At 68.4% G+C, this 21,504-nt stretch carries 15 protein-coding genes; 4 read left to right on the top strand and 11 right to left on the bottom strand.

Going from position 1 to position 21,504, the window contains the following annotated elements; all coding sequences use genetic code 11:
• Positions 1-37 precede the first annotated feature (37 nt).
• The 3 genes from F8O03_RS16425 to lepA are packed head-to-tail and all read right to left on the bottom strand — an operon-like array spanning position 38 to position 4,615.
• On the bottom strand, positions 38-1,711 hold the full coding sequence (locus F8O03_RS16425) for a ribonuclease J (protein WP_151424806.1): 1,674 nt from the start codon (positions 1,709-1,711) through the stop codon (positions 38-40).
• A 45-nt stretch (positions 1,712-1,756) separates the two neighbouring features.
• A complete protein-coding gene (gene dapA / locus F8O03_RS16420; protein ID WP_151424866.1) occupies positions 1,757-2,731 on the bottom strand; it encodes a 4-hydroxy-tetrahydrodipicolinate synthase in 975 nt (324 codons plus the stop codon).
• Between the two features lie 39 nt (positions 2,732-2,770).
• A complete protein-coding gene (lepA, locus tag F8O03_RS16415; RefSeq protein ID WP_104253030.1) occupies positions 2,771-4,615 on the bottom strand; it encodes a translation elongation factor 4 in 1,845 nt (614 codons plus the stop codon).
• Positions 4,616-4,724: 109 nt separating this feature from the next.
• On the opposite strand from lepA, the gene F8O03_RS16410 reads away from it, so the two are divergent.
• The 3 genes from F8O03_RS16410 (at position 4,725) to F8O03_RS16400 (ending at position 7,378) form a co-directional block, all read left to right on the top strand.
• Complete coding sequence (locus tag F8O03_RS16410) at positions 4,725-6,326, top strand: ABC-F family ATP-binding cassette domain-containing protein (RefSeq protein ID WP_151424805.1); 1,602 nt, start codon at positions 4,725-4,727, stop codon at positions 6,324-6,326.
• A 142-nt stretch (positions 6,327-6,468) separates the two neighbouring features.
• Positions 6,469-6,729 carry a 30S ribosomal protein S20 gene (gene rpsT / locus F8O03_RS16405; protein WP_068493103.1) on the top strand — a complete coding sequence of 87 codons (261 nt, stop codon included), beginning with the start codon at positions 6,469-6,471 and terminating at the stop codon, positions 6,727-6,729.
• Positions 6,730-6,739: 10 nt separating this feature from the next.
• Positions 6,740-7,378 carry a DUF1697 domain-containing protein gene (locus F8O03_RS16400; RefSeq protein WP_151424804.1) on the top strand — a complete coding sequence of 213 codons (639 nt, stop codon included), beginning with the start codon at positions 6,740-6,742 and terminating at the stop codon, positions 7,376-7,378.
• A gap of 105 nt (positions 7,379-7,483) precedes the next feature.
• On the opposite strand, the gene holA is transcribed toward F8O03_RS16400, so the two are convergent.
• The 8 genes from holA to F8O03_RS16360 all read right to left on the bottom strand — a co-directional run bounded on the left by holA (position 7,484) and on the right by F8O03_RS16360 (position 20,522).
• Positions 7,484-8,497: a DNA polymerase III subunit delta gene (holA, locus tag F8O03_RS16395; RefSeq protein ID WP_151424803.1), complete on the bottom strand. Its 1,014-nt coding sequence runs from the start codon at positions 8,495-8,497 to the stop codon at positions 7,484-7,486.
• Between the two features lie 3 nt (positions 8,498-8,500).
• Positions 8,501-11,065: a ComEC/Rec2 family competence protein gene (locus tag F8O03_RS16390; RefSeq protein WP_151424802.1), complete on the bottom strand. Its 2,565-nt coding sequence runs from the start codon at positions 11,063-11,065 to the stop codon at positions 8,501-8,503.
• Entirely contained in the window at positions 11,062-11,736 is a 675-nt protein-coding gene (locus tag F8O03_RS16385; RefSeq protein WP_244296343.1) for a ComEA family DNA-binding protein, read from the bottom strand. The genes F8O03_RS16390 and F8O03_RS16385 overlap by 4 nt, the downstream gene beginning before the upstream one ends.
• A 280-nt stretch (positions 11,737-12,016) precedes the next feature.
• Positions 12,017-14,566 carry a leucine--tRNA ligase gene (leuS, locus tag F8O03_RS16380; protein WP_151424801.1) on the bottom strand — a complete coding sequence of 850 codons (2,550 nt, stop codon included), beginning with the start codon at positions 14,564-14,566 and terminating at the stop codon, positions 12,017-12,019.
• Positions 14,567-14,716: 150 nt separating this feature from the next.
• On the bottom strand, positions 14,717-16,396 hold the full coding sequence (gene cydC, locus F8O03_RS16375) for a thiol reductant ABC exporter subunit CydC (RefSeq protein ID WP_151424800.1): 1,680 nt from the start codon (positions 16,394-16,396) through the stop codon (positions 14,717-14,719).
• Positions 16,393-18,063 carry a thiol reductant ABC exporter subunit CydD gene (gene cydD / locus F8O03_RS16370; protein ID WP_151424799.1) on the bottom strand — a complete coding sequence of 557 codons (1,671 nt, stop codon included), beginning with the start codon at positions 18,061-18,063 and terminating at the stop codon, positions 16,393-16,395. Before cydD ends, cydC begins: the two co-directional genes overlap by 4 nt.
• A 3-nt stretch (positions 18,064-18,066) precedes the next feature.
• Entirely contained in the window at positions 18,067-19,095 is a 1,029-nt protein-coding gene (cydB, locus tag F8O03_RS16365; RefSeq protein ID WP_151424798.1) for a cytochrome d ubiquinol oxidase subunit II, read from the bottom strand.
• A complete protein-coding gene (locus tag F8O03_RS16360) occupies positions 19,095-20,522 on the bottom strand; it encodes a cytochrome ubiquinol oxidase subunit I (RefSeq protein WP_104253039.1) in 1,428 nt (475 codons plus the stop codon). The genes cydB and F8O03_RS16360 overlap by 1 nt, the downstream gene beginning before the upstream one ends.
• 248 nt (positions 20,523-20,770) lie before the next feature.
• On the opposite strand from F8O03_RS16360, the gene F8O03_RS16355 reads away from it, so the two are divergent.
• A complete protein-coding gene (locus tag F8O03_RS16355; protein ID WP_151424797.1) occupies positions 20,771-21,502 on the top strand; it encodes a DedA family protein in 732 nt (243 codons plus the stop codon).
• Positions 21,503-21,504 lie beyond the last annotated feature (2 nt).

Below are 21,504 nucleotides of genomic sequence, written 5' to 3'. Positions count from 1 at the left end.
GAGAGCCGCCGAGATCGGCGGCCCCCGGAGCACGACGTCAGGCTTCGATGACCACCGGGATGATCATCGGGTGACGGCGGTGCTTCGTGTTGACCCAGCGGCCGATCGTGCGACGCACGACCTGCGAGAGCTGGTACGAATTCGAGTTGCCCGCCTCGACGGCCTCCTTGAGGGCCTTCTGGATGCCGGGAATGATGTCGTCGAAGACGGCCTCATCCGGCGCGAAGCCTCGTGCGTGGATCTCGGGGCCGACGAGGATGTTGCCCGTCGCCGCTTCGACCACCGTGAAGATCGAGATGAATCCCTCCTCAGCGAGGATGCGCCGGTCCTTGAGGTCGGCGTCGGTGATCGTGCCGACCGTCGAGCCGTCGACGTAGATGAAGCCGATGTCGAGCTGCGCGACCTGGCGTGCGACGCCGTCCTTCATGTCGATGACGGCGCCGTTCTCGACGACCAGCACGTCCGCGTCGGCGATGCCGGACTTCTTCGCGATCTCGGCGTTGGCGACGAGGTGACGGATCTCGCCGTGCACGGGCATGACCTGGCGCGGCTGCAGGATGTTGTAGCAGTAGAGCAGCTCGCCCGCGGCGGCGTGGCCCGAGACGTGGACGTTGGCGTTCGCCTTGTGCACGACGTTCGCGCCGAGCTTGATGAGCGCGTTGATGACGCGGAACACCGAGTTCTCGTTGCCAGGGATGAGGCTCGACGCGAGGATGACGGTGTCGTCCTCCCCAACCTCGATGGCGTGCGTCTTCGACGCGATGCGGCTGAGGACAGCCATCGGCTCACCCTGCGACCCCGTCGACATGAAGACGATCTCGTTGTCGGGCAGCTTGAGCGCCTTCTTGTGGTCGATGAGCACGCCCTGCGGCACGTTCAGGTAGCCGAGCTCGGACGCGATGCCCATGTTGCGCACCATGGAGCGACCCATGAGCGCGACGCGACGGCCATTGGCCGCTGCGGCGTCGATGACCTGCTGCACGCGGTGCACGTGGCTCGAGAAGCTCGCGACGACGACCTTGCCCTTCGTGCGCGAGATGACGTCCTCGATGACCGGGCCGATATTGCGCTCCGTCGGGGTGAAGCCCGGAACCTCGGCGTTGGTGGAGTCGGCCATGAAGAGGTCGATGCCCTCCTCGCCGAGACGCGCGAACGCGCGGAGGTCCGTGAGGCGGCCGTCGAGCGGCAGCTGGTCCATCTTGAAGTCACCCGTGTGGAGCACGGTGCCCGCGTCCGTCGTGATGTGCACGGCGAGCGCATCCGGGATCGAGTGGTTGACGGCCACGAACTCGAGCGAGAACGGGCCGAGCTCCTCGACCTGGCCCTCCGCCACCGTGAGCGTGTACGGCTTGATGCGGTGCTCCTTGAGCTTCGCCTCGACGAGCGCGAGCGTCAGCGTGGAGCCGATGAGCGGGATGTCCGGCTTGAGTCGGAGGATGTACGGCACCGCTCCGATGTGGTCCTCGTGGCCGTGGGTCAGCACGATGCCGACGACGTCGTCCAGACGAGCGCGGATCGAGTCGAAGTCGGGCAGGATCAGGTCGACCCCTGGCTGGGTCTCTTCGGGGAAGAGGACGCCGCAGTCGACGATGAGGATCTTCCCGTCGATCTCGAACGTCGCCATGTTGCGGCCGACCTCGCCCAGGCCTCCGAGCGGGATGATCCGCATGGAGCCTGCAGCGAGCTTGGGAAGGTGTTCGGTCTTTGTCATATGAGCCTTAGAGAAGTCAGCGTTGCCGCTGGTGGAATGGTCGAATCAGCGGGTTGTGCCTGGGATGCGCGGGAGCGCACCACCCGCGGCCGCGTTGCGGTCAGGCCGGAAGTTCGTGAAGCTCGCGCCTTCGACGTCGCGAACCAGGTCGAGCTCGTCCTCGATGAGGGCGGCTTCCCACTCCTCCGGACCGACAAGCGGCAACCGGACTCGCGGGGACTTGATGCGGCCGAGGCCGTGCAGGATGTACTTGGTCGCCACGGTGCCCGGCACGTGGGTCATGGTGGCCCGGACGAGCGGCTCGAGGCGCTGATGCGCATCCGTCGCGGTCCGGAGGTCGCCCGCGTTGACGGCGTCGACCATCGTGCGGTACGGCTGCGACGCGATGTTCGCGGTCACGCCGATGAGGCCGGTCGCACCGATCGAGAGGAGCGGCAGCGTGTTGGCGTCGTCACCCGAGAAGTAGAGCAGCTCCGTCTGGTTGAGCACACGCGACACCTGCGCGAGGTCGCCCTTGGCGTCCTTCACCGCGATGATGTTCGGGTGCTTGGCGAGGCGCAGGATCGTCTCGTACGTGATCGGGATGCCGGTGCGGCCCGGGATGTCGTAGAGGATGAGCGGCAGATCGGTCGCGTCCGCGATCATGCGGAAGTGCGTGAGCACGCCAGCCTGGGTTGGCTTGTTGTAGTAGGGCGTGACGGCCATGACGCCGTCGGCGCCCGCATCCGCCGACTGCTTGGCGAGCTGGATGGCGTGCGCCGTCTCGTTCGACGGGCCACCGGTGATGATCTTCGCGCGCCCTGCCGAAACTTCCTTGCCGACGACGACGAGCTTGAGCTTCTCGGCGTCGGTGAGCGTCGACGTCTCACCGGTCGTCCCGGTGACGACGATGCCGTCAGCGCCAGCCGAGATGACGTCGTCGATGTGCTTCTCGACGCCCGCCCAATCGACTTCTCCGTCGTGCGTCATCGGGGTCACGAGTGCGACGAGCACCTGGCCGAAAGGGTTGTCCTGTTCCATCACGTCTCTCAGGCTACTTCCACTAGGTAAAGACTGCTGCTACTTCTTCTTCTCGACATCACCGCTGAGGGCGGCGATGAATGCTTCCTGCGGCACTTCCACGCGTCCGACCATCTTCATGCGCTTCTTGCCGGCCTTCTGCTTCTCGAGCAGCTTGCGCTTTCGCGAGATATCGCCGCCGTAGCACTTGGCCAGCACGTCCTTGCGGATGGCGCGGATGGTCTCGCGGGCGATGATGCGGGCACCGATGGCTGCCTGGATCGGCACCTCGAACTGCTGGCGCGGGATGAGCTTGCGCAGACGCTCGGTCATGAGGAGCCCGTAGGCGTACGCCTTGTCCTTGTGGATGACGGCGCTGAACGCGTCGACGCGCTCGCCCTGCAGCAGGATGTCGACCTTCACGAGGTCAGCGACCTGGTCGCCCATGGGCTCGTAGTCGAGGGAGGCGTACCCCTGCGTTCGGCTCTTGAGCTGGTCGAAGAAGTCGAACACGATCTCGCCGAGCGGCATCGAGTAGCGCAGCTCGACGCGCTCCTCGCTGAGGTAGTCCATGCTGATGAGCGTTCCACGCTTGCCCTCGCAGAGCTCCATGATCTTGCCGACGTAGTCCTTCGGCGCGAGGATCGCGGCGCGCATCATCGGCTCGCGCACCTCGAGGATCTTGCCCTCGGGGTACTCGCTCGGGTTCGTGACCGTGTGGAGCTGCTTGTCCTCCGTCTTGACCTCGTAGACGACCGACGGCGCGGTCGTGATGAGGTCGAGATCGAACTCGCGCATGAGACGCTCGGTGACGATCTCGAGGTGGAGGAGGCCGAGGAAGCCGACGCGGAAGCCGAAGCCGAGCGCAACGGACGTCTCCGGCTCGTAGTTGAGGGCAGCGTCGGAGAGCTTGAGCTTGTCGAGCGCCTCACGCAGCTCCGGGTAGTCTCCGGCGTCGATCGGGTAGAGGCCGGAGAAGACCATGGGCTTCGGCTCGGTGTAGCCGGGCAGCGGGTCCTCCGACGGCCGGGTGCTTCCCGTGACGGTGTCACCCACCTTCGAGAGGCGGACATCCTTGACACCCGTGATGAGGTAGCCGACCTCGCCGACGCCGAGGCCCTTGGCGACGGTGGGCTCGGGCGACGAGACGCCGATCTCGAGCATCTCGTGCGTGGAGCCGGTCGACATCATCTTGATCTTGTCGCGGGCCTTGAGCTCGCCGTCGACGACGCGGACGTAGGTGACGACGCCACGGTAGGCGTCGTAGACCGAGTCGAAGATCATCGCGCGCGCCGGAGCATCCGCGACACCAACCGGGGCCGGGATGCGCTCGACGACGCGGTCGAGAAGCTCCTCGACGCCCATGCCCGTCTTGCCGCTCACGCGCAGCACGTCGTCGGGGTCGCCGCCGATGAGGTTCGCGATCTCGGCCGCGAAGCGGTCGGGGTCGGCGGCCGGCAGGTCGATCTTGTTGAGGACCGGGATGATCTCCAGGTCGTTCTCCATGGCCAGGTACAGGTTCGCGAGCGTCTGGGCCTCGATGCCCTGCGCTGCGTCCACGAGGAGGATGGCGCCCTCGCAGGCGGCAAGGGAACGTGACACCTCGTACGAGAAGTCGACGTGTCCGGGCGTGTCGATCATGTTGAGCGCGAAGGTGTCGCCCTCGACAGCCCACGGCATGCGCACGGCCTGGCTCTTGATCGTGATGCCGCGCTCGCGCTCGATGTCCATGCGGTCGAGGTACTGTGCACGCATGGCGCGCTCATCGACGGAGCCCGTGAGCTGCAGCATCCGGTCGGCCAGGGTGGACTTGCCGTGGTCGATGTGGGCGATGATGCAGAAATTGCGGATCCGGGCGGGGTCGGTCTGAGCCGGCTCGAGCGGAGTGGAGGCGCGTGGTGACATGGTGTCGCCTATCCTCCCATGAGCCGCGAGTCCGCCGCTCATCGCCCGGCGATCAAGCGCGCTGCCAGCGGCACGCACCGCCCGAGAACGCCAAGGAAGGCACCACTGCATGAGTCTCATCCGCCTCAACGACGTCGAGGTCGGCTTCGGCCCCTCCCCCGTGCTCAAGGAGGTCTTCCTCACGCTCGACCGGGGCGACCGCATCGGGCTCATCGGCCAGAACGGCTCGGGCAAGTCGACGCTGCTCAAGCTCATCCTCGAGCAGGTGTCGCCCGACACCGGCACCGTCTCGATCGACGACGGCGTGCGCATCGGCTACTTCTCGCAGTTCTCCGAGCTCGACGGATCCTCGACGATCCTGGAGACGCTCGAGACGCTGTTCTCGCACGTCCACGAGATGGAAGCCGAGCTCGCCCAGATCGACGCCGCCATCGCCGCCGAACCGGACGCCGACGCGCTCGACCGCCTCATCCTTCGCCAGTCCGAGCTCTTCGAGCAGATGGACCGGGCTGACGGCTGGGACTACAAGCGGCACATCGACACCGCCCTCACGAAGCTCGGCTTCGACGAGGACCACCGGACGAGCCCCATCGAGAAGCTCTCCGGCGGTTGGCGCAACCGAGCCGCCCTCGCGAAGCTGCTGCTCGAGCAGCCGGACGTGCTGCTGCTCGACGAGCCCACGAACTTCCTCGACGTCGCGGGTGTCGAATGGCTCGAGACGTGGTTCCGCTCGTTCCGCGGCGCCGCGATCATCGTGTCGCACGACCGCACGTTCCTCGATGCCGTGGTCACGCGCATCCTCGAGGTCGAGAACCTCCACCTGCACGAGTACCCGGGCGACTTCGGCGAGTACGTCATCCAGAAGCAGTTCCGACTCAAGACCCTCCAGGCGCAGTTCGTGCACGAGGCGGAGCTGCTCGCCTTCGAGGCCGAGGGCATCTCCGACCGGCGCGAGGCCGCGAAGGCCGGCGGCTCCGGGCTCGGCAAGCGCCTCTCGAGCATCAAGAAGAAGCGCGCGCCGCGGCCGGTCGACGAGATCGTCACCGAGATCTACGGCTCGCTGCACGTCAAGGATGTGCTCGCGCGCGTCTCCGGCCTCGGCAAGAGCTACGGGGAGCGCACGCTCTTCGACGACGTCACCTTCGAGGTGCACCGCGGCGACCGCATCGCCGTCATCGGCCCGAACGGCAGCGGCAAGTCGACGCTCCTGCGCGTGCTCACGAGCGAGGAGAAGGCCGACACCGGGCGGGTCGACTGGCCGAACGGCGTCAAGGTCGTCTCCTACAACCAGGTGCTCGCCGAGCTCGACGAGTCGGACACCGTCTCGCACTCGGTCAACGCCATGCCGGACAGCATCGCGCTCCGGGCCACGAAGAAGTCCGTCGCACGCTTCCTCAGCATGTTCCGCTTCAGCGAGGCGGAGCTGAAGTCACGCATCGGGACCCTCTCGGGCGGGCAGCGCGCCAGGGTCGCGATGGCCCAGTGCCTGCTCTCCGGCGCCTCCGTGCTCGTGCTCGACGAGCCGACCAACCACCTCGACCTGCCGAGCACGCAGGTCATGGAGCGCGCGCTCGTGCACTTCCCCGGCGCCGTCATCGTCGTCAGCCACGACCGGTTCTTCATCGACAAGGTCGCGACCGGTACGGTCGTGTTCGGCACGAAGACGGATGCGCCGGCCGAGCTCGCGATCACCATCGCGGATTCGGCCTAGAACGCTGCCGGGTACCGACGTCGCCTGAAGCCTGGTAGAGTTTCTGTTTGGCTTACGCGTCGCCCACTCGGCGCGGATTGGCGGCACGGCCCTCTTCCGTGCGGCACCGTTCCAGTACACCTTCCTGTAAGAAAGAAGCAACGTGGCAAATATCAAGTCGCAGATCAAGCGCATCGGCACCAACCGCAAGGCGACCGAGCGCAACCGCGCCTACAAGAGCGAACTCCGCACGGCTATCCGTCGCGTGCGTTCGGCTGTCTCCGAGGGCAACAAGGAGCAGGCTGAGCTCGCGCTCACCTTCGCTGCCAAGAAGCTCGACAAGGCCGTCTCCAAGGGCGTCATCCACAAGAACCAGGCAGCGAACCGCAAGTCGGCCATCGCCAAGACGGTCGCAGCGCTCTAAGCCTCCCGTCATGCCGACATCGACCCCCGCAGCCTCGTCCGAGGCGCGGGGGTCGATTCGTCGTGTCGCCCTCCTGCAGAGCATCAACCTGGGTCAGCACCGGAAGCTCCCGATGGCGGACCTCAAGGCCGCGCTCGAGGCTGCCGGGCACACCAGCATCGCGACGGTGCTGCAGACGGGCAACGTGCTGCTCGACGCCCCCGCCGAGGTCGCGAACAGCGAACTCGAGACGAGGCTCCGCGCCGAGATGGCGGCCGCCTTCGACCTCGACGTCCCCACGCTCGTGCGCGACGCGGACGAATGGCGAGCGGTTGTCGAGCTGGACCCGTTCAGGGCCCTCGACCCGCATCCGAGCCGCTACGTCGTCGTGTTCTGCGCGGAGCCACCCCAGGAGCGCGCGGTGGCCGCGCTTGAGGGCGTCGACCTCGAGGAGGACCGCTGGGCCGTGCGCGGCCGCGAGATCTACGTTTCCTGCCCCAACGGGCAGATCCAGTCGCCCGTGCTGCAGCGCCTCGGCAGGCCGAAGAGCTCGGACACGTCGAGCGGACCGGCGACCGTCCGCACGTGGGGCACCGTGCTGCGGGTCGCCGCGAAGCTCTCGGGTCGGAACGTCTCAGGCCTGACCCCGGGCGACGGTCGGACCTCGTGACCAACGTGCGTGATCAAGGGCTCTCCGGCGAGTGCCGAGGACACGCGGGCGCCGTTCCATCACCGAAGCCGGTCAGCTGAAGGTGGCCCGGGGGGGCGAATGCGGTCAGACGTCGCGAAGTGCGATGCAGCGGAGCATCCGCTCCACGGCGAACTGCGGGTCCTTGCCTCCGCCTTTGACGGCGTGGTCGGTCTCGGCGACGAGCGTGATGGCGCGTCCGAGCGACGAGTCATCCCAGTCGCGCAGCTCACGACGGGCCTGGCCGACCTGCCAGGGGGACGCCCCGGCACGGCTCGCGATCTGCGCGTCCGACCCGCTGAGGCCCTGCACCTTCGCCATGATGCGCAGCTTCGAGGCGACGGCGGAGACGATCGGCACGGGGTGCAGCCCGGTGGAGAACCCGTGTCGGACAAGCGCGAGCGCGTCGCGGACTCGCCCGGCGAGCGCCGCATCCGCGATCTTGAAGCCCGTCGTCTCGACGCGGCCACCGAAGTACTTGTCGACGTGCTCGTCGGTGATGGTGTCGCTCGTGACCGTCAGGAGCTGACGGGCGGCGCCGATGAGCTCGGCGAGGTCGGTGTTGAAGGCGGCGACAAGCAGCGCGGCGGCCTGCGGCTCGATGCGTCGGCCGGCGCCTCGGACCTCGGCGACGACGACGTCGACGAGCTCGCTCGGCTTCGGCTTCTGGCAGTCGATCTCGACGGCGACGTCCTTGGCCGCCCGGACCGCGTCGAGGAGCTTCTTGCCGCGCACTCCCCCGCCGTGCCTGAGCACCAGGGTTGCGCCATCCACGGGAATCTTCGTGTAGTCCACGACGTCGGCGATGAGCGCGTCGGTGCACTGCTGCACTCCGCGGATGATGACGAGGCGCGGCTCGAAGAACAGGGATGGGCTCACGAGCGTCGTGAGGTAGCCGCTCGAGTACCCGGAGGCCTCGATCTCGGTGATCTCGAGGTCGGGCGACTCGGCGCGGAGCACGTCGCGCAGACGCGTGATCGCGGTCTCGGCGAAGTAGTCCTCCGGGCCGCTGACGAGGACGATGCCGGCCGGCCGCACCTCGCGGTGGGTGAGGACGGGGATCGCCCTCTTGGGGGTGCTCGCCCGCTTCGCCTGTGCCATGCGTCAATGGTAGCGACGACGGGTCTGGGCTCGGGACCAAGCGCCCCCGCGCCAGCGCGATCGACCCCTCGTCCGTGCCACGGTCTCGATCCCGGCGATCACCGGCTCATCCAGACCGCTGCCGCGAGTCCCGACCGTGCCCCCGACCACGATGGTGCCGAGCTCGTCGGTGCGCAGCGGCTGCGTGCCAGCTGCGGTGAGCATCCCGAGTGCGGCATCCGTCGGATGCCCGTAGCCGTTGTCGGCACCGACCGAGACGAGCCCGATCGAGGAGCCGAGCTCCTGGTACAGCTGCGCGCTCTGGTCGCGCGAGCCGTGGTGCGCCATCTTGACGATGTCGGCTCGCGGATGCGTGTGCTCGCGGAGGACGTCGCGCTGCGCATCCTCCCCCAGGTCGCCGAGGGCGGCCAGGGACAGGCAGACGGACGCGCACGACGCCGTCGGCTCGAGCAGCGTCACGAGACTGCCGTCGTTGCCACCCCCGCTCGACGGCTCTCCGCTTCGTCCGCGCTTCGGCCAGAGAGCGCTCCAGGTGAGGTCGCCGAGCGTCCACGAGTCTCCGCTCGCCGCGTACGTGACCTGAGCCCCGGATGCGCTCAGGGCCGCGACGAGCGGCTCCTCCCGGGCCTCGCTCGTGTCAGGGACGACAAGCACCGCGATGGTGACTCCAGACTCGACCATCGCCATGGCGGCCCCGGTGTGGTCCAGGTCGAAGTGCGACAGCACGAGAAGCGCGAGTTCGCGGACGCCGAGCGTCTCGAAGCAGGACAGCAGCGCCTCGGGCTCCGCACCGGTGTCGATAAGCGCCGTTCCGGCTTCCGTTCGCACGAGCAGCGCATCCCCTTGGCCGATGTCGCACGCCGCGTACCGCCAGTTGCCCGGGATGCTGCGCCTCAGGTGGACGGCCTGGCCCACGACTGTGCCGAGGTAGGCGACCATCGCGACGCAGAGCAGCAGCGCGAGCCACGCTCTCCAGCGCTGGATGAGGAGGACAAGCACGACGACCGCGACGAGGCAGAGGAACGCGCCCAGGAGACCGCCAGGCCACGGGAGGAGGGCACCCGGCCAGGAGCTGACCGCGCCAGCCACGAGCCCGATCCACTGGGCTGGGACCCACGCCACCCAGAGCAGCGCATGACCAAGCCAAGGAGCGAGACCGAGGATGAGACAGCCGACGAGACCGATGAGCGTCGCGGCTGGCGCTGCCGGGGCAGCGAGCACGTTCGCGACGACACCGTAGAGCGGGAGCTGTGGCGCGAGGAGCAGGAGGACGGGCTGACAGGCGAGCTGCGCCGCTGTCGGCACGGCGAGGACCATGGCGAGAGCTCGGGGCATGAACCTCGCGAGGCGGTCGCTCATCGGGGTCGCGAGCGTCAGCAGCCCCAGCGTCGCGAGCACTGAGAGCGCGAAGCCGTACTCGCGGCTGCGCCACGGATCTGCCGTGAGCACGGTGAGGACCGCGAGTGAGAGCAGCGCGAGCCCGCTCACGCGACGAGACGTGGTCTCGAGCGCCAGCACGACGGCTGCCATGACGCTGGCTCTGACGACGCTCCCCTCCGGGGTCACGAGCGCCACGAAGGCCGCGAGGACCACCAAGGCGAGAGCCAGCCTCACCCCGCGCCGGACTCCGAGCAGGCGCCCGACCACCAGCACGGCCGCGACGACGATGGCGCAGTTCGCACCGGAGACGGCGGTGAGGTGCGTGAGGGCGGCGGCCTTCATCTGGGCATCGAGCTCGTGCGTCACGAGGCGAGTGTCGCCGACGGAGAAACCGGGGAGCAGCTGGGAACCGGGCCCGGGCAGCCCTCGCGCCGCATCCACGAACGCATCCCGCGCGCCCGCGGTGACCTCGAGGAGCCCGCCGGGGCTCCGCACGACCTCGGCGGGAGCGTCGAGGAAGACCATGGCCGCCACGCTGTCGCCTGCCTCGGCCGGGCCAAGCTCGCCCTGCAGCACGACCCGCGAGCCGATCCCGGGAATGCGCGCCTCCGCGTCCTCCGGCATGCTCAGCTGACCGAAGACGAGGAGCGCGGCCCCGCCCCCTCCCGAGCTTCCCCCAGCCGTGAACGAGTCGAGGAGCACCTCGAAGTGCGGTGCCTCCTCAAGCTGCGCCCCGACCCAGTCGCCGCTCTGCTCACGGTCGCCGACCGCACTGTCACCCACGAGGGTCGTGAGCGTCCCCGTCGCGCGGAGTGTCGCCCCCTCGGCAGCGGCTGCCCGCAGCGCCTCAGGCGCTCGGACCGGGAGCTGGACGGCAGCGCTCACCGCCACGAGTGCCACTGCCGCGGCCAGGACGGCCAGGGTGGCCAGGACTCCGCTCGCGGAGGGCGACCTGGACCGCCAGACGAGCGCCGCCGTCAGACAGCACAGGGCGAGGAGCACCGCACCGACCGTGATCCGCCAGGCGATCTCGGGGAACGTCACACACAGCCAGGCCACACCCCAGACGGCGCTCGCCGCAGGAACGAGTCGGGCATCCCTGATGCCGAGGCGCTCGGCGTGCAGCCAAGGCAGGAGCACGCCGTCCTGCGCCTGATCGCGCGCGACTCCGCCGCCGCCGCTCTTCACACCGTGACCAGATCGACGAGGCCCTCGTAGGTCGCGTCGCCGACGCCCGCGACCTCCAACAGGTCTTCGACGGCCGTGAAGCCGTCGTTCTGCTCGCGGTAGTCGATGATGCGGGCCGACATCGCCGGCCCGATCCGAGGCAGTTCCTCGAGCTCGGCCGCCGTCGCCGTGTTCAGGTTCACGACCCCGCCCGCGGACGGGCCTCCCCCGGCAGCCGGTGGCTCGACACCCGTCGCGACCGGCGCAGGCGGGGCCTCACCGAGGCGGGGAACGTGCAGCTGCTCGCCGTCGACCAGCATGCGAGCCATATTGAGGAGCGAGGGGTCGGCATCGGACGCCAGGCCTCCGGCGGCGGCGATGCCGTCGACCACGCGTGCGCCGGGTGGGACCTCGTAGACGCCAGGGGCCCCGACCGCCCCGACGACATGCACCAGCAGCGTCTCGGTGGTCGCCCCCTCGCTGCCAGCGGGCGCCTCCGTCGATTCGAGCTCGAAGCTGGCCGACGGCGACGGCACCCCGATAGCTCCCAGGCTCGGCGTCGGCCGGAACGCTGCGATCGCGATCGCCCCCGCCAGCACGACGAGCACGAGCACGACCGCGGCGCCCACCCCGATCCGCAGGCGCGGTCGGGACGGACGCTCGAAGAGGTCGGCCAGCTCGGATTCGGACACGATCGCACGCTACGACCGCCCGGCATCCTGGTGCCTGGGAAGTCGCATCCTGTGGAGAGCTGACTCCTCTCAGCGGACATGTCTGCAGAGTCGCCGCGCGACTCGTGACCGACTCTCGGGATGGCTTTCTCGCTTCGGGATGGGAAACAAACCATCCCGAAGCGAGAAAGCCATCCCGAAATGGAAGAGGGAGTCGGAGTGACGAAGGCGGTCCGACGCGCAGACGCGCCCCCGCTCGACTGAGCGGGGGCGCGTCCGGCGCCGGTCAGCGGAGGGCTTGCTAGCCCTTGACGGCGATGTTGACGAGCTTCGGGGCACGCACGATGATCTTGACGATCTCGCGCCCGTCGATGGCTGCCTGCACCTTCGGCGAGGAGATCGCGAGCTGCTCGAGCGACGCTTCGTCGATGGTCGGCGGCACGTCGAGGCGGTGCTTCACCTTGCCGTTGACCTGGACGACCGCCGTCACCTGGTCCTGCGTGAGCAGCGAGCGGGCGGCCGTCGGCCACTTGACGTGCGAGATGCTGCCCTCGTGGCCGAGGCGCTGCCACATGTCCTCCGCCGTGTGCGGGGCGTACATGTCGAGCACGACGGCGATGGCCTCCGCGGCCTCGCGCACGGCGGGGTCAGCGGGGCCTGCGCCCGAGTCGATGGCCTTGCGGGTCGCGTTGGTGAGCTCCATGAGCCGCGCGATGACCACGTTGAACTTGAACCCGCTCGCGAGCTGCGGGACGTCGGCGAGGAAGCGGTGCGTCTCGCGACGCAGGCCCCGGTCGCCCTCGCCGAAGTCGACGCCCAGGGGGCTCGTGACCTCGCCGGAGATGCGCCAGGCGCGCGCCAGGAACTTGCCAGAGCCCGCGACGGACACATCGGCCCAGTCGACGTCGTCTTCAGGGGGGCTCGCGAAGAGCATCGTCAGGCGGACGGCGTCGACGCCGTACTGGTCGAGCTCCGCCGAGAGGCTCACGACGTTGCCCTTCGACTTCGACATCTTCTTGCCGTCCATGACGACCATGCCCTGGTTGAGCAGCGCGGAGAACGGCTCCGTGAAGTCGACGTGCCCGAGGTCGTACAGCACCTTCGTGATGAAGCGCGCGTAGAGCAGGTGCAGGATGGCGTGCTCGACGCCGCCCACGTACTGGTCGACGGGCGCCCAGCTCGACGCGGTCTTCTCGTCGAACGCGGCGAGCTCGTTGTTCGGCGACAGGAAGCGCAGGAAGTACCAGGAGCTGTCGACGAACGTGTCCATCGTGTCCGTGTCGCGCAGCATGGGCTCGCCCGTCTCGGGGTCGACCGTGTTCACCCAGTCGGTCGCACCGCCCAGCGGCGAGGCGCCCTTGGGTCGCAGGTCGAGGCCCTCGGCCTCCGGCAGGCGCACGGGCAGCTGGTCGAGCGGCACGGGCACCTCCTTGCCGTTCTCGCCGTGCAGGATCGGGATGGGCGTGCCCCAGTAGCGCTGGCGGGAGATCAGCCAGTCACGCAGTCGGTAGTTCTTGGCGGCGCGCCCCGTGCCGCGCTCGTCGAGGAGCTCGATCGCGGCCTGGATGCCCGAGCGCTTCGAGAGTCCGTCGAGCGGTCCCGAGTTGGTGAGTCTGCCGTCGCCGGACAGCGCCTCGCCGGTCTTGGCGGGGTGCAGGTCCTCGAACTCCGGCATCGAGCCGTCTTCGGGGATGATCGGGATGACGCCCGTGACGGCCTGCGTGACGTCGACGACCACCTTGACCGGCAGGTCGAAGGCGCGCGCGAAGTCGAGGTCGCGCTGGTCGTGCGCGGGCACGGCCATGATCGCGCCGGTCCCGTAGTCGGCGAGGACGTAGTCGGCTGCCCAGATCGGGAGGCGCTCCCCGCTCAGCGGGTTGATGGCGAAGCGGCCGAGGTCGACGCCCGTCTTCGGACGGTCGCTCGACTGGCGGTCGATGGAGTCGAGCGCGCGCGTGTCGGCGAGGTACTTGGCGAAGCGCTCGCGCACGTCGTCGCTCGCGCCTTCGGCCAGCTCTGCGGCGAGGTCGGAGTCCGGAGCGACAACCATGAAGGTCGCGCCGTAGAGCGTGTCCGGTCGCGTGGTGAAGACCGTGACGGGCTCGTCCCTGCCCTCGACGACGAAGTCGACGTCTGCACCGAGCGAGCGCCCGATCCAGTTGCGCTGCATCGTGATGACCTTCTGCGGCCAGTGCCCTTCGAGCTGGTTGAGGTCGTCGATGAGCCGGTCGGCGTAGTCGGTGATCTTGAAGTACCACTGGTTGAGCTTCTTCTTCACGACGATCGCGTCGCAGCGCTCGCAGTGTCCGTCGATGACCTGCTCGTTGGCGAGCACGGTCTGGTCGTTCGGGCACCAGTTCACGTCGGAGTACTTGCGGTAGGCGAGGCCTCGCTCGTACATCTGCAGGAACAGCCACTGGTTCCAGCGGTAGTACTCGGGGTCGGAGGTGTGGATGACGCGGTTCCAGTCGAAGGACGCCGCGTAGCGCTTCATGGAGGCGCGCTGCTGGGCGATGTTCTCGTACGTCCAGTCCTTGGGGTCGCCGCCGTTCTTGATGGCGGCGTTCTCGGCGGGGAGGCCGAAGGAGTCCCAGCCGATGGGGTGCAGGACGTTGAAGCCCTGGTGACGCCAGTAGCGCGCGACGGCGTCGCCGAGCGCGTACTGCTCGGCGTGGCCCATGTGCAGGTCACCGGAGGGGTACGGGAACATGTCGAGGACGTACTTGCGCGGGCGGTCGTCGCCCGCGAGGTTCGTCGCGAAAGGCTGAAGCTGATCCCATTCAGCCGACCACTTCGCCTCGAGAGCCTTGTAGTCGTAGTCCTGGGGCTCAGCGCCTGTCGCTTCGGTCACAGATTTCCTCTTCCATTTTCTTGCAGGTCGCTCGGCGGTGAGGAGGTCTCATCGCGTTGCCGGTTGCTGCACGGAGGGTGGGTCTCGCCGCGAGCGGCGGGATTCCACGCGAAGCACGGGGCTCTTCGCGTTGCACACCAACGCCCAAGACTACTCGCCGCCGAGGCGAAGCGCGCGAGTCACGAGGGATGGGTCGACGGGGGTGTGCGAGATGATCACGACCGAGCGTTCGGCACCGGATGCGTCGAGCAGCTCAGCCACGAGCCGGTCGGCGAGCGCGGGGTCGACGTTGGCCGTCGGCTCGTCGAGCACGAGCACCGGGAAGTCTGCCAGGATGCCGCGCGCGAGGGCGATGCGCTGCGCCTGCCCGCCAGACACGAGCGAGCCGTGCTCGCCGACTCTGGCTTCGAGTCCGCCCCGCTCTTCGAGCCATTCTCCGAGTCCCACTCGGCCGAGGACGGCCTCGAGTTCGGTGTCGTCGGCATCTGGCTTCGCGAAGAGCAGGTTCTGTCTGATGGTCTCGTCGAAGATGTGGGGCCGCTGCTCGATGAGTCCGACGACTGCGCGCACCTGTGCGGGCGCGTACTCCTTTGCCTCGACCCCGTTGAGCCGGTACGAGCCTTCGTGGTCGAGGAACCGGACGAGGACGTTGGCGAGCGTCGTCTTGCCAGCGCCCGATTCGCCCTCGACGAGCAGGCGGTCGCCCGGTGCGAGCTCGAGGGAGATGCCGCGGATGGCGGGCTCTGGTGCGCCGGGCCAGGACGCGGAGACGTCGTGGAGTGCCAGCGTCACGGGCCGGGTCGGTCCCTGCCGCGGCTCCGGAAGGGGCTGGGCGTCCGGCAGGCTCGTCGGCGCGTCCCCCGGTGCCACGTCGGCGACGCGAACCGCGCTCGCTCTGACCTGACGCCAGGCGGCCACCGCCTGGGGTACCTGCGCGAAGATCTCGAAGAGGGCCATCGGCACCAGCGCGATGAGGGTGAGCATGGGCGCGAGCAGGCCGCCGTCGACCGTCGGGTCGATGCCGACGGCGAGGGCGCCCGCCGTCGCGAGGCCCGAGAAGAGCATCACGGAGCCGGCGACCGCGCCGCTGCCCCGAGCCCGGGAGACGAGCGCGTCCCTGAGGCGCGCATCCGCCGCGTCGACCTCCGCGAGCTTCGCGTCGAGCGCTCCGTATGCCTCGAGCGTCTCGAAGGTGGAGACGGTCTCGTAGATGCGGTCGTTGAGCGCGGCGCGCAGCGGCGCGGCCTCCCGGTCGGCGCGGCCCGAGATGGCCAGGTTCGTCGCCGTCGCGACGATGCCGGCCAGCAGGAGGCAGAGGGCGAGCACGATCGCCGCAGGCGCGCTCACGAGCCAGATGCCGACGACGGCGAGCGTCGACGTGAGCCCGGCGATGATGAGGGGCTGCGCGACTCGGAGCGGCAGGAACTGCAGCTCGTCGACGTCGCTCACGAGGCGGGTCAGCAGGTCGCCGCGGCGATGCGTGGCGAGTCCGGCTGGCGCAAGCGGGATCAGTCGCTCGAGGACACCGACTCGAAGTTCCGCGAGCTGACGGAAGGAGGCGTCGTGTCCGAGCAGCCGTTCGACGTAGCGGAAGACCGCACGCCCGATGGCGAACGCGCGGACGCCGACGATGGCGATGCCGAGCAGCAGGATGTGGATGATCTCGGAGGCCCGCGTGAGCAGGTACGCGCTCGTGGCGAGGAGCGCGACGGCGCAGATGGCGCTGAGCAGCCCGATCGCGATCGACGGCCACAGTCGACGCGCGGACGGCATGGCGAGGCGCAGGATTCGGCGCTCGTCTGCGGACGGGCGCTCCTGGAGACGAGTCATGCGCTGGCCACCGCCTCGAGTCGTTCGACGGTATGGACGCAGTCCGCGGACGCGACGAGCGCGGTCCGGTGGCTGACGACGAGGACGACGCGCCCTTCGTCGGCGAGCGTCCGGAAGGCCGCCGCGATGCGACGCTCGGTCTCGGCGTCGAGCGCGGAGCTCGGCTCGTCGAACAGCACGACGGGGCAGTCGAGGCGACGCGCGCGCAGCAGCGTGCGGGCGAGGGCGAGGCGCTGCGACTGCCCGCCGGACAGGCCCGTTCCGGCGACGCCGAGCATCCGGTCGGCGTCGAGGAACGCGAGGCCGGCGTGGGTGAGTGCGGCGCGCACCTCGTCGGGGCTCGCGTCCGGTTGGCCGAGGGCCACGTTCTCGGCGATGCTTCCTTCGATCAGTGACGGCGACTGGCCCATCCACGCGATGGCCGCGCGTCGCGCGTCGCCGGTCAGGCGCTCACCGCCGACCGTCACGGAGCCGACCGCGTCGACCGTGCCCCGGACGACGGCGAGCAGCGTCGACTTGCCCGCGCCCGACGGACCGACGATCGCCGTCACGTGCCCGGCGGCAGCGACGAGGCTGTGATCGCGCAGCACGGACCGACCCTCGTAGCCGGCCGTGACACCGCTGAGCACGAGATCCCCCCGGGGACTGTCCGGACGCGCGCGTCCCGCGTCGAAGGCACCCCGCGCGCCGACCTGCGGTCCACCGGGAGCCGCGTCGGCCTCCTCGATCACCGCGAACACGTCCTCGGACGCGGCGACGCCATCGGCCGCGGCGTGGAACTGGGCGCCGACCTGGCGAAGCGGCAGGTACACCTCTGGGGCGAGCAGCAGCACGAAGAGTCCCACTTCGAGCGACATCTCGCGGTTGATGAGCTGGATGCCGATCGTGACGGCGATGAGCGCCACCGAGAGGCTCGCGAGCAGCTCGAGCGCGAAACCGGACATGAACGAGAGGCGGAGGACCTTCATCGTCGCGACCCGGTAGTCGTCGGTGACCTGCCGGATGCGCGCGGGCTGCCGTTCGGCTCTGCCGAAGATCTTGAGTGTCGAGAGCCCCTCGACGACCTCGAGGAACCCCGTCGCGAGCGTCGAGAGCGCCGACCACTGCCGCTGCTGCACCTTCTGCGTCGCCCAGCCGATGAGGATCATGAACACCGGGATCAGCGGCAGGGTGATGATGACGGTGATGGCGGACGGGAGGTCCCAGATCGCCATGACGACGATCAGCACGGGCGCGGCGATGGCCGTGAGGATGAGCTGCGGCAGGTACTTCGAGAAGTAGGTGTCGAGAGCGCCGAGCCCCGGTCCAGCAAGGGTCGTGAGCCGGGAGCTCGACGTGCTGGCCAGCCAGGCCGGCCCGAGCCTCGCGATGGACGCCAGCAGCTTCGAGCGCAGCTCGCTCTTGACCTTCGCGGCGGCACGGGCGGAGACGGCCTCCATCCCCCAGGTCGCGGCGCTGCGCACCACGATGACCGCGAGCAGCGCCCCGAACCACGGCAGGAGCTCGTTGACGCGCTCACCCGCGATCGCCGACACGATGAGGTGGGTGACCAGCCAGGCGAAGCCGATGACGGATGCGGTCTGCACGACCCCGAGGGCCGCGCCGAGCACGAAGAAGCTTCGTGCCGACGCGGCGTGGCTCAGGAGTCGGGGGTCGAGGGGTTTCACAGGCTAGGCGGCCACGGCCGCTGACTCCTTGGGCGCTTCTCCCGTGATCATGGTGCGGCTGATGCGCTTCCGGAAGACCCAGAAGGTCCATGCCTGGTACCCCAGCACGAACGGCACGATGATGAGCGCGGCCCAGCTCATGATCGTCAGCGTGTAGTCGCTGGAGGAGCCGTTGATGATCGTCAGCGGGTTGGCCGGGTCGAGCGTGTTCGGGATGAGGTTCGGGAAGAGCGACGCGAAGAGCGTCAGCACGGCCGTGGCCACCGTCAGCGCGCCGAGCGCGAAGGCGATGCCGTCGCGACGCAGCATCGTGCCGACGTAGGAGCCGACGAAGGCGAGGACGGCGACCATCGCGAGCATCATGCCTGCGGTCGAGAAGTTCGCGGTGACCGTCCAGCCGAGGAATGTGATCGCGAGCACCGCGACGAGCACGCCGACCTTCAGGGCGAGCGCGCGAGCACGGTCGAGGATCTCCCCCTCGGTCTTCCTCGTGATGAACACCAGCCCATGGTAGAAGAACAGCGCGAGCGTCGTGAGCCCGCCGAGCAGCGCATAGGGGTTCAGCAGATCGAAGAACGAGCCGATGTAGTTGAAGTTCTCATCGAGCGCGAGTCCCTGCGTGATGTTCGCGAACGCGACGCCCCACAGGAAGGCGGGCACGACCGAGCCGACGAAGATCATCCAGTCGAACCATCTCGTCCATTCGACGCCCTTGCCCTGGTGCCGGTACTCGAACGAGACCCCTCGGACGATGAGCGCCAGCAGGATGAGCAGCAGCGGCAGGTAGAAGCCCGAGAAGATCGTCGCGTACCACTCGGGGAACGATGCGAACAGCACGGCCCCGGCGACGATCACCCATGTCTCGTTGAGGTCCCAGATCGGGCCGATCGTGTTGATGAGCACTCGCCGGTCGGTGTCGTCCTTGCCGATGAACGGGAGGGCGATGCCGACGCCGAAGTCGAAGCCGTCGAGCACGAAGTACCCGATGAAGAAGAACGCGACGATCCAGAACCAGAGGACGGGCAGATCCATCAGTAGACGCTCGCTTTCACCTTGACATCGGCAACGTCGTCGACGGTGCCATCGGCATTCGAATCGAAACTCGGCGGCTCGGACTGAGCCGCCTTCAGCAGCAGCTTGACCTCCACGATCGCGAGGATCGCGTAGACGACCGTGAATGCGACGAGAGAGATGAGCACGCTCAGTCCGCTCACGTTCGGGGAGACACCGGACTCGGTCTTGAGCAGCCCGAACACCAGCCAGGGCTGGCGCCCCATCTCGGTGAAGATCCAGCCGACCGTGATGCCCAGCGTCGGGAACAGGACGGTGAGGATCGCGACGTTGAACATCCACTTCCTGGGCGGGTTCTTCGCCTTCTTGCGCGTCACCCAGAGCCCGGCCACGGCGACCGCGATGGACGCCATGCCGAAGCCCATCATCCAGCGGAAGGACCAGTACGTGACCCAGATGATCGGCGCGTAGTCGCCCGGCCCGTAGAGCGCCGTGTACTGCGCCTGCAGATCGTTGATGCCCTCGACCGTTCCGTCGAACGTGTGCGTCGACAGGAACGAGAGGAGGTAGGGGATGCGGATGGAGAAGAGCTCGGACGAGCCGTCCGGGGTTCCCCACGTGAAGACCGAGAAGGATGCGTCTGCGCCGGTGGCAGTCGTGTACAGCGCCTCGGCGGCCGCCATCTTCATGGGCTGCGCCTCGACCATGGCGAGACCGAGCTGGTCGCCGCTGAGCATGGTGCCGACGCCGCCGACGAGCATGAACCAGAGGCCGAACTTGAGGGCGGGCCACATGACGTCGTGGTTCTGGTCGCGCTTGAGGTGCCATGCGGCGGTCGCGATGATGATGGCCGCTCCCACCATGAGGGAGGCGAAGATCGTGTGCGGCAGCGCGGCGAGCGCAACCGGGTTGGTCAGCACGGCACCGAAGTCGACGAGTTCAGCTCGACCGTTTGCCTCGTTCATCTCGTACCCGACCGGGTTCTGCATGAACGCGTTGGCGGCCAGGATGAAGTAGGCCGAGGTCCACGTTCCGATCATGGTCATCCAGATGGTGGCGAGGTGCAGCTTCGGCGGCAGCTTGTCCCAGCCGAAGATCCACAGCCCGATGAAGGTCGCCTCGAGGAAGAACGCCACGAGTCCCTCGAACGCGAGCGGAGCCCCGAACACGTCGCCGACGAAGCGGGAGTAGTCGGACCAGTTCATTCCGAACTGGAATTCCTGCACGATGCCGGTCACGACGCCCATGGCGAAGTTGATGAGGAACATCTTGCCGAAGAGCTTCGTGAGTCGCAGGTACGTGACCTTGCCCGTGCGCACCCAGGCCGTCTGCCAGATCGCGATGGCGAGGACCAGACCCAGCGTGACGGGCACGAAGAGGAAGTGGTAGATGGTCGTGACACCGAACTGCCACCGCGCGAGAATGAGTGGATCCAGCAGGGCGTCCACGGGGCCTCCTGATGCGTCTGGGGTTGGGCGCGAGGCCCTGGAAGCGCAGCGCGATTCCTGATCTCGATGGTACGCCGCGTTCTCCTACATGTTGTCGAATAGGCGGCCCTAAGTTCGGTTGCATTGCGAGCCCCACCAGGCTTTTCTACATAATGTAGTGAGTGTAACGAAACGGTAACGGTGACGAATCCCCAGGGACGCCAAACTTGTGGCCCTAGAGTCGCGGACATGAATGCGGGGACGAGAGCATGAACGAGCTGATCGAGACCGCCCTCGAGTACATCGAATCCGTGCCTCCCGTCTGGCGGATCGTGCTGGTGGGCGTCGCGATCCTGCTCGAGACGAGCGTGCTGATCGGGCTCATCGTGCCAGGCGAGACGGTCCTGCTCGCGCTCAGCACGGGGATCGACGCGCCGCTCCCCTGGGTCCTGACGATCGCCGCGTCGATCATCGGTGCGCTGCTCGGCGAATCCTTCGGGTTCTGGCTCGGCCGCACCTTCGGGCCACGGATCCGCGCCTCACGAGTGGGCCGCTGGCTCGGAGACGACCGCTGGCAGCGCGCGGAGCTCCTCATCCAGCGCCGCGGTGGCCCCGCAGTCCTCATCTCCCGATTCCTCCCGGTCCTGCACTCCCTCGTGCCGCTCACCGCAGGCATGGGCGGCATGCGCTACCGACGATTCCTCGCCTGGACCATCCCGGCCTGCGTCATCTGGTCGACCGCCTACGTGAGCGCCGCGGCCGGGGCCTCAGCCGGGTTCCGAGAGCTCTCGTCGTCCCTGCACTGGGCCGGGTACCTCTTCGTCGGCGTGATCGTCGTGTTCCTCGTCATCATGTGGCTCGTGAAGCGATCCATCGGGAAGGTCATGAACCGGGACCTCGACGAGGCAGCAGCTCGTGCCGCCGACGAGCAGGGCAAGCCAGGCACAGGCAACACGGACGCAGACAACTCAGACGCCGAGACCGCCGGCGTGCGAGGATGAGC

Origin of the sequence: Pseudoclavibacter terrae (assembly GCF_008831075.1) — a bacterium.
Lineage (GTDB): Bacteria > Actinomycetota > Actinomycetes > Actinomycetales > Microbacteriaceae > Pseudoclavibacter > Pseudoclavibacter terrae.
This window is presented reverse-complemented; position numbering and strand designations above follow the sequence as displayed.

Bases quoted from the DNA above. Each gene is read 5' to 3' on its own strand.
- F8O03_RS16425 (WP_151424806.1), bottom strand. From the start codon at position 1,711: ATGACAAAGACCGAACACCTTCCCAAGCTCGCTGCAGGCTCCATGCGG.
- F8O03_RS16400 (WP_151424804.1), top strand. From the start codon at position 6,740: ATGCCGACATCGACCCCCGCAGCCTCGTCCGAGGCGCGGGGGTCGATT.
- lepA (WP_104253030.1), bottom strand. From the start codon at position 4,615: ATGTCACCACGCGCCTCCACTCCGCTCGAGCCGGCTCAGACCGACCCC.
- holA (WP_151424803.1), bottom strand. From the start codon at position 8,497: ATGGCACAGGCGAAGCGGGCGAGCACCCCCAAGAGGGCGATCCCCGTC.
- F8O03_RS16410 (WP_151424805.1), top strand. From the start codon at position 4,725: ATGAGTCTCATCCGCCTCAACGACGTCGAGGTCGGCTTCGGCCCCTCC.
- cydC (WP_151424800.1), bottom strand. From the start codon at position 16,396: ATGACTCGTCTCCAGGAGCGCCCGTCCGCAGACGAGCGCCGAATCCTG.
- cydB (WP_151424798.1), bottom strand. From the start codon at position 19,095: ATGGATCTGCCCGTCCTCTGGTTCTGGATCGTCGCGTTCTTCTTCATC.
- dapA (WP_151424866.1), bottom strand. From the start codon at position 2,731: ATGGAACAGGACAACCCTTTCGGCCAGGTGCTCGTCGCACTCGTGACC.
- F8O03_RS16355 (WP_151424797.1), top strand. From the start codon at position 20,771: ATGAACGAGCTGATCGAGACCGCCCTCGAGTACATCGAATCCGTGCCT.